Consider the following 7,538-nt stretch of genomic DNA (forward strand, 5'->3'; position numbering starts at 1 on the left):
TTTAAGCCTGTTCCAACGAGGTTTCTACACGGTTGGCCGGGATTTTCTTCTCGGCTACCAGGCGAGCGTGCTGCTCGGCTTCGATGCGTTCGATCGTCTCGACCGGCACCATGTAGCCTTGATCATCACGGGCAGCGTGAATGATGAAGTAACCGATGGTGCCTACCAGGCCCACGATTGCCAGCCACCAGATGTGCCAGATCATCGCGAAACCGAACACGGTCAACAGCGCACCCATCACCACGCCAGTGGCGGTGTTGTTTGGCATGTGGATCGGCTCGTAGTGCTTGGGCTTCTGGTACGCAGTACCGTCTTCCTTGGCTTCGGTGAACGCATCGATGGTGTTCGCGGTAGGGATCACGGCGAAGTTGTAGAACGGTGGTGGCGACGAGGTCGACCATTCCAGGGTGTGGCCATTCCATGGGTCGCCGGATTCGCACATGTTCTGCTTGCGGTCACGCACGCTGACGTACAGCTGGATCAACTGGCAGGCAATACCCACAGCGATCATCACCGCACCGAACATGGCGACGTACAGGTACGGCACCCACTCAGGGTTGGTAGTGGCGTTCAGACGACGGGTCATGCCCATGAAGCCCAGTGCATAGAGCGGCATGAACGCGACGAAGAAGCCCGAGATCCAGAACCAGAATGCAGCCTTGCCCCAGCCTTCGTGCAGCTTGAAGCCGAACGCTTTCGGGAAGTAGAAGCTGAAACCTGCGATGTAGCCGAATACCGCGCCGCCGATGATCACGTTGTGGAAGTGAGCGATCACGAACAGGCTGTTGTGCAGGACGAAGTCAGCACCCGGGATGGCCAGCAGTACGCCGGTCATGCCGCCGATGGCGAAGGTCACCATGAAGCCCAGGGTCCACAGGACCTGGCTGGTCATGCGCAGACGACCGTGGTAGATGGTGAACAGCCAGTTGAATAGCTTCACCCCCGTCGGGATGGAAATCAGCATCGTCGCCAGGCCGAAGAAGGCGTTGACGCTGGCCCCCGAACCCATGGTGAAGAAGTGGTGCAGCCACACCATGAAGCCCAGTACCGAAATGGCGCCCGATGCGTAGACCATCGAGTGGTGACCGAACAGGCGCTTGCCGGTAAAGGTCGAGATCACTTCGGAGAAGATACCGAACGCCGGCAGGATCAGGATGTACACCTCAGGGTGACCCCATGCCCAGAACAGGTTCACGTACATCATTGGATTGCCACCAAGTTCATTGGTGAAAATATGGAAATCCAGGTAACGGTCAAGCGACAGCAGCGCCATGGTAGCGGCCAGGATCGGGAACGAAGCCACGATCAGCACGTTTGCCCAGGTGCAGGTCCAGGTGAAGATCGGCATGTCCATCAGTTTCATGCCAGGGGCGCGCATCTTCAGGACGGTGGCCAGGAAGTTGACCCCCGTCAATGTCGTCCCGAGTCCTGATAACTGCAGTGCCCAGATGTAGTAGTCCACACCCACGCCCGGACTGTATTGCAGCCCCGACAATGGCGGATACGCAACCCAACCGGTCTTGGCGAATTCGCCGACGCCCAGGGACACGTTGATCAGCACCACGCCGGACACCAGCAGCCAGAAGCTCAGGGAGTTCAGGAACGGATAGGCAACGTCACGCGCACCGATCTGCAGCGGCAAGGCAAGGTTCATCAGGCCGGTGAAGAAAGGCATCGCCATGAAGATGATCATGATCACACCGTGGGCGGTGAAGATCTGGTCATAGTGTTCAGGTGGCAGGTAGCCAGGCGAACCCTCGGTGGCCATGGCCAACTGAGTACGCATCATGATGGCGTCGGCAAAACCACGCAGCAGCATGACCATGGCCACGATGACGTACATGACACCGATTTTCTTGTGGTCGACGGAGGTCAGCCACTCGGTCCACAGGTAGGTCCACTTCTTGAAGTACGTGATACCCGCAAACAGTGCCAGACCACCCAGCGCGATCATGGCGATGGTCACCATCACGATCGGCTCGTGGAATGGGACCGCGTCCCAACTTAATTTACCAAACATCGTTTACTCCTCTGCCCCAGCAGTTGAATGCGCGCCTGTGTCAGAACCTTCAACCACGGCCACTTCTTTCTTCTCGTGCTTGACCGGCTTGCCTGGCTTCATACCTTCGTACTTGTCGACGATTTTCTGAAACAGGTTCGGTTCAAACGCGGAGTACAGCGCGACAGGGTTGTTCTGGCTTGGTTTGGTCAGGGCGTCGTATTCAGCTTGATCAAGCTGTTTAGGTGCGGCCTTGACTTCGGCTACCCAGGCGTCAAATTCTTCCTGGCTCGTCGAGATCGCTTTGAATTTCATGCCGGTGAAGCCAGCGCCGCTGTAGTTGGCGGAGATGCCTTCCATTTCAGCTTTCTGGTTGGCGATCAGGTGCAGCTTGGTCTGCATGCCTGCCATCGCGTAGATCTGGCCGCCCAGGGCTGGGATGAAGAACGAGTTCATCACGGCGTCGGAGGTGATCTTGAAGTTCAGCGGAGTGTGTTCCGGGAACCGGATCTGGTTCACAGTGGCGATACCCAGGTCCGGGTAGATGAACAGCCACTTCCAGTCCAGCGCGACCACTTCGATGTTGATCGGCTTGACGTCAGATTCCAGCGGACGGTACGGGTCCAGTGCGTGGGTGGACTTGTAGGTCACATAACCCAGGGCAATGATGATGAGGATCGGGACCAGCCACACCGCGATTTCGATCTTGGTGGAGTGCGACCACTTCGGCGCGTAGGTGGCGCTGGTGTTGGACGCGCGGTATTTCCAGGCGAAGGCGAAGGTCATGATAATCACAGGGACCACGACCAGCAGCATCAGCAGGGTGGCGGTGATGATCAGGTTTCGTTCATCCAGACCGACCTGTCCTTTTGGGTCGAGCAAGGTCCACTTGCAGCCTCCCAGCATTAACATCATGCCAAGCAGCGGCAAAAAGCCTAGTAATCGGGGGTACCTGTTTTTACTCATCTCACGACCTCTAAAGCAGCTTGCGCAATGCAGTTGGGTTTTGATCGCCAACACTTCACCCTGCCAAGGGTTGGCATTTCTCTTCGATTGAATAAGAGCCAGCCCGCTACGTCATAGCTGTACGTTTCACGGACCTGCGGTGAGTTCTTATTCGATTTCGTGGCTAAAGGCCTTGTTACAGACCAATTCCATTTGGTGCGGAATAGTTGAAAGGCTGCAGGAACCTGGGATCGCACAGAGCCTTCCATCTGCTCCTCGACCGCTCCAATGCTCAAATATTGAACAGCACCGGACATTCAGTGCGGGCGATTGTAGTTAGCTAGCGATGTATAAACCATGTCTGATACAGAAATAATTTTTATCGATTACAGCAATAATCCTTCACCATTCCTGCAACGGTTCGCGATGTTATCGCGTTCAATTCTCAACAAAAACCACAAAAACTGCCGGGCTATTGGGCAGATTGCCACTCCCCTTACAACCTGTAAGGGCATGGCAAAGGGTGTAAAGTCCCCATAAAACCAGGCATTTAATCACCCTGCCCCTGCTGAACCCGTGAGCGTTTCGCGCTGCCTTTCAAACCACGAACTGACAGCACAGTTTGCGCACCGGATGCAAATCCAAAGCTCGATTCTGCTCGTTGCGCAGCTCCTGCGACGGCCTCCGTGTGACAACATGTCGCATGCTGCGCGACGCTTTTGTTGCCGCTCGTCACAGCACTTTCACAAATCCCCGCGAACAAAAACGCCCCGGCCTGCGCTCAAGCAGATCGGGGCGTTTGGTGGCGCGGGCTCAGGCGTTGGGGTGACGATTACGGTAGATGCACAGGGGCACCAGGATCACGGTCAGCACGAACGCCACCAATGCCCATTGCGCCAGGGACAGGCCAAGGATCGGCGGATAGGGCGTGCTGCAGAAGCCGTCGACCTGAAAGCCCAGGGGAAACACTTTGGCCAGGGGCAGGTCATCGACGATCGGCTGCAGCACATCGATGCCGCAACTGACCTGAGGGAAGAACTGGGTGTACACATGGTGACCGGCAGCCGCCACACCGCCCACGGCGCTGAGCACCACCAGGCCCTCAAAGAACGTGACGGCCCCTTTGGTACGCATCGCGGCCCCGATGAACGCAAAGAACGCGATCAGCAGCAAGGCGTAGCGTTGCAGGATGCACAGTGGGCACGGCGCTTCGCCCAACACCACTTGCATGTACAGCGCGCCGCCGATCAGCGCCAGGCAGATGATGCCCAGCAACACCAGAAAGCGCCGCTCCCTGCCCAAACGCATTTCGTCACTCATCTCCGGTTTCCTTTGTCTGTTTGCCTGATGGCAACAAGTTTACACACAGGCAGTGGTTAAAACAGAGAAGGGTTAACGCCGGATTAATCAGGAAAAATGGCGAACCCAATGTGGGAGGGGGCTTGCCCCCGATGCGATGTGGCAGCCAAAGACAAGCTGACTGACCCACCGCTATCGGGGGCAAGCCCCCTCCCACATTGAACAGCGTGGCTGCTGAGGGATTATTCCAGCGCCGCAGCGGGGCCGAAGAACTCATAGCGCACCTGCTTGTGCGGTACGCCCAACGCCTTCAGATGCCGCTTGATCGCCGCCATGAAACCCTTGGGCCCCAGGAAGTACGCATCAATATCGCGCTGCTCGGGCAGCCACGCCGCCAGTTGCTCCTGGCTCAGCAGGCCGACCTTGTCCGCCGCCGGGCTCACGCCGTCGTCCTCGGCATAGCAATAGAAACGCTTGAGCTGCGGGTGCCTCGCCGCCAGCGTATCCACCCAGTCACGGAACGCATGCACGCCGCCGTTACGCGCGCAGTGGATAAAGTGCACCGGGCGCTGGGTGGCCAGGGCCGCTTCGAGCATCGGCAGGGTTGGCGTAATGCCCACCCCGCCGCTGATCAGCACCAGCGGCTTGTCGCTGGCGGCCAGGGTGAACTCGCCTGCAGGGGGGAACAGGTCAACAGTTGCGCCGACCTGCAGTTGATCATGCAGGTAATTGGACACCCGCCCGCCGGCTTCGCGCTTGACGCTGATGCGGTACACCCCGGCATCGCTCAAGGCCGACAGGGAATAGTTGCGACGCACTTCCTCGCCATCGAGCACCAGCTTCATGCCGATGTATTGGCCGGGGGCAGCGTTGAGGATCGGGCCGTTGTCCACCGGGGCAAAGTAGAACGAGATGATCTCGGCGCTCTCCTGCACACGCTTGACCAGCACGAACGGCCGCGCACCGCGCCAGCCACCGGGCGCCTGGGCTTTCTCGTCGTAGATAGCCGCTTCGGCGCCGATCAGGATGTCCGCCAACTGGCCATACGCCGCGCCCCAGGCGCTCATTACTCCAGGGGTGGCTATCTCGCTGCCCAGCACCTCGGAAATAGCTCGCAGCAGGCACGCACCGACGATCGGGTAGTGCTCCGGCAGGATCTGCAAGGCCACGTGCTTGTTGATGATCCTGGCCACCAGGTCGCCGAGTTGGTCCAACTGGTCGATATGCCGCGCGTACATCAACACGCCATTGGCCAGGGCGCGGGGCTGGTCGCCGCTGGCCTGGTGGGCCTGGTTGAACAGTGGGCGAACTTCAGGGTATTCGGACAGCATCATGCGGTAGAAATGGGTAATCAGCGCTTCGCCGCCACTTTCCAGCAGGGGCACGGTGGATTTGACGATGGCACGGTCTTGGGCACTCAGCATGGGAGACTCCTGGGTCTTTTTACTCATTGCCATTAGGTAGTCAGTATTCGTGCCACCCCATAAAACCTTACTTTTCAGCCAGTTAAAAAGCATGTAGTCAGAATGACCCCTTACGCCTTATAGTCATAAGGACTACAAGGAGTCATTATGACTACTAGACCGCTGCTCACCGCCCTGTTGCCGCTGGTTGCCGACCTGACACGGGAACTGCCCGAAGGCGAGCGTTATCGACGCCTGCTGCAAGCCATGCGCGCCCTGCTGCCGTGCGATGCCGCCGCGTTGCTGCGCCTGGATGGCGAGTGGCTGGTGCCGCTGGCCGTGGATGGCTTGAGTGCCGATACCCTGGGCCGACGTTTCAAAGTCAGCGAGCACCCGCGTTTCGAGGTGTTGCTGAGCAGCCCCGGCCCTACCCGCTTCGACAGCGACAGCCCGTTGCCCGACCCTTACGACGGTCTGGTGGACGGCCTGCACGGGCACCTGGAAGTCCACGACTGCATGGGCTGCCCGCTGTTTATCGACGACCGGCCCTGGGGCCTGCTGACCCTGGATGCCCTCGACACCGAGCGCTTTGAACGGGTCGAACTCGACGCCCTGCAAGCCTTTGCCAGCCTTGCCGCCGCCACCGTCAACGTCGCCGAGCGCATTGAACGCCTGGCGTTGCGCGCCGAAGACGAGCACCAGCGTGCCGAGATCTACCGTCAGGCCAGCGGCCAGCAGCACAAGGAAATGATCGGCCAGAGCAAGGCGCACAAACACCTGGTGGAGGAAATCAAACTGGTGGGCGGCAGTGACCTGACCGTGCTGATCACCGGTGAGACCGGGGTCGGCAAGGAGCTGGTCGCCCAGGCGATCCACGCCGCGTCAGCGCGTGCCGACAAACCCCTGATCAGCCTCAACTGCGCCGCGCTGCCCGAGACCCTGGTGGAGAGCGAGCTGTTCGGCCATGTGCGCGGCGCCTTCACCGGTGCGCTGAATGAACGCCGGGGCAAATTCGAACTGGCCAATGGCGGCACGCTGTTCCTGGATGAAGTGGGCGAGCTGTCGCTGACGGTGCAGGCCAAGCTGCTGCGGGTGCTGCAAAGCGGCCAGTTGCAGCGCCTGGGTTCGGACAAGGAGCATCAGGTGAATGTGCGCCTGATTGCCGCCACCAATCGTGACCTGGCGGAAGAAGTCCGCAATGGCCGCTACCGCGCCGACTTCTACCACCGCCTGAGCGTCTACCCACTGAAAGTGCCTGCGCTGCGTGAACGCGGGCGCGACGTACTGTTGCTGGCCGGGTTCTTTCTGGAGCAGAACCGCTCACGCATGGGCCTGGGCAGCCTGCGCCTGACCAGCGATGCCCAGGCGGCGCTGCTGGCCTACGACTGGCCGGGCAATGTGCGCGAGTTGGAGCACTTGATCGGACGCAGCGCGCTCAAAGCCCTGGGCCACTGCCGCGAGCGGCCGAAGATTCTCAGCCTGAGCGCTTCAGACCTGGACCTGCCGGATGTCAGCGCAGCGACCCTCGACGCACCGCTCGCCAGCGCCCCCGACGTCACTGGCGACCTGCGCCAGGCCACCGAACACTTCCAGCGCCAGGTCATCAGCGCCTGCCTGGAACGCCATCAACACAACTGGGCCGCCGCCGCCCGCGAACTGGGCCTGGACCGTGCCAACCTCGGCCGCATGGCCAGGCGACTGGGCCTGAAATAACCCGAAATGTGGGAGGGGCTTGCTACCCAACTCTGTAGCGCCCAACCGTAACCACAATGCGAAGCGAGTCGCTCTTGATCTTGATCCTGATCTGCTTTTGATCTCAGGTGCCCCGTTAAACCACGCTGGCCGAACGCAGGCTTGAATCCGTGGGTAACCCGGCAGGACGCCGGGTTAGC

Annotated in this window: 5 protein-coding genes; 1 reads left to right on the forward strand and 4 read right to left on the reverse strand. The window is 59.8% G+C overall.

Translation table 11 applies throughout. From position 1 onward, the window contains the following. Position 1: 1 nt before the first annotated feature. The 4 genes from cyoB to hmpA form a co-directional block, all read right to left on the reverse strand. A complete protein-coding gene (cyoB, locus tag BFP90_RS25315) occupies positions 2-2,020 on the reverse strand; it encodes a cytochrome o ubiquinol oxidase subunit I (RefSeq protein WP_065885079.1) in 2,019 nt (672 codons plus the stop codon). Between the two features lie 3 nt (positions 2,021-2,023). Further along, the gene (cyoA, locus tag BFP90_RS25320) at positions 2,024-2,965 is read right to left on the reverse strand and encodes a ubiquinol oxidase subunit II (RefSeq protein ID WP_065885078.1); all 942 of its coding nucleotides are present in this window, start codon (positions 2,963-2,965) and stop codon (positions 2,024-2,026) included. 792 nt (positions 2,966-3,757) lie between these two features. Continuing rightward, positions 3,758-4,264 carry a disulfide bond formation protein B gene (locus BFP90_RS25325; protein WP_065892841.1) on the reverse strand — a complete coding sequence of 169 codons (507 nt, stop codon included), beginning with the start codon at positions 4,262-4,264 and terminating at the stop codon, positions 3,758-3,760. A gap of 221 nt (positions 4,265-4,485) precedes the next feature. Then, positions 4,486-5,667, reverse strand: coding sequence for an NO-inducible flavohemoprotein (hmpA, locus tag BFP90_RS25330; protein WP_065898252.1), 1,182 nt, complete (start codon positions 5,665-5,667; stop codon positions 4,486-4,488). Positions 5,668-5,814: 147 nt separating this feature from the next. Between hmpA and norR the strand changes: the two genes are divergently transcribed. Beyond that, positions 5,815-7,359 carry a nitric oxide reductase transcriptional regulator NorR gene (norR, locus tag BFP90_RS25335; protein WP_065898253.1) on the forward strand — a complete coding sequence of 515 codons (1,545 nt, stop codon included), beginning with the start codon at positions 5,815-5,817 and terminating at the stop codon, positions 7,357-7,359. The last annotated feature ends 179 nt before the right edge of the window (positions 7,360-7,538 follow it).

The sequence above is a fragment of the Pseudomonas sp. 24 E 13 genome, assembly GCF_900004715.1.
GTDB classification, from domain to species: Bacteria; Pseudomonadota; Gammaproteobacteria; order Pseudomonadales; family Pseudomonadaceae; genus Aquipseudomonas; species Aquipseudomonas orientalis_A.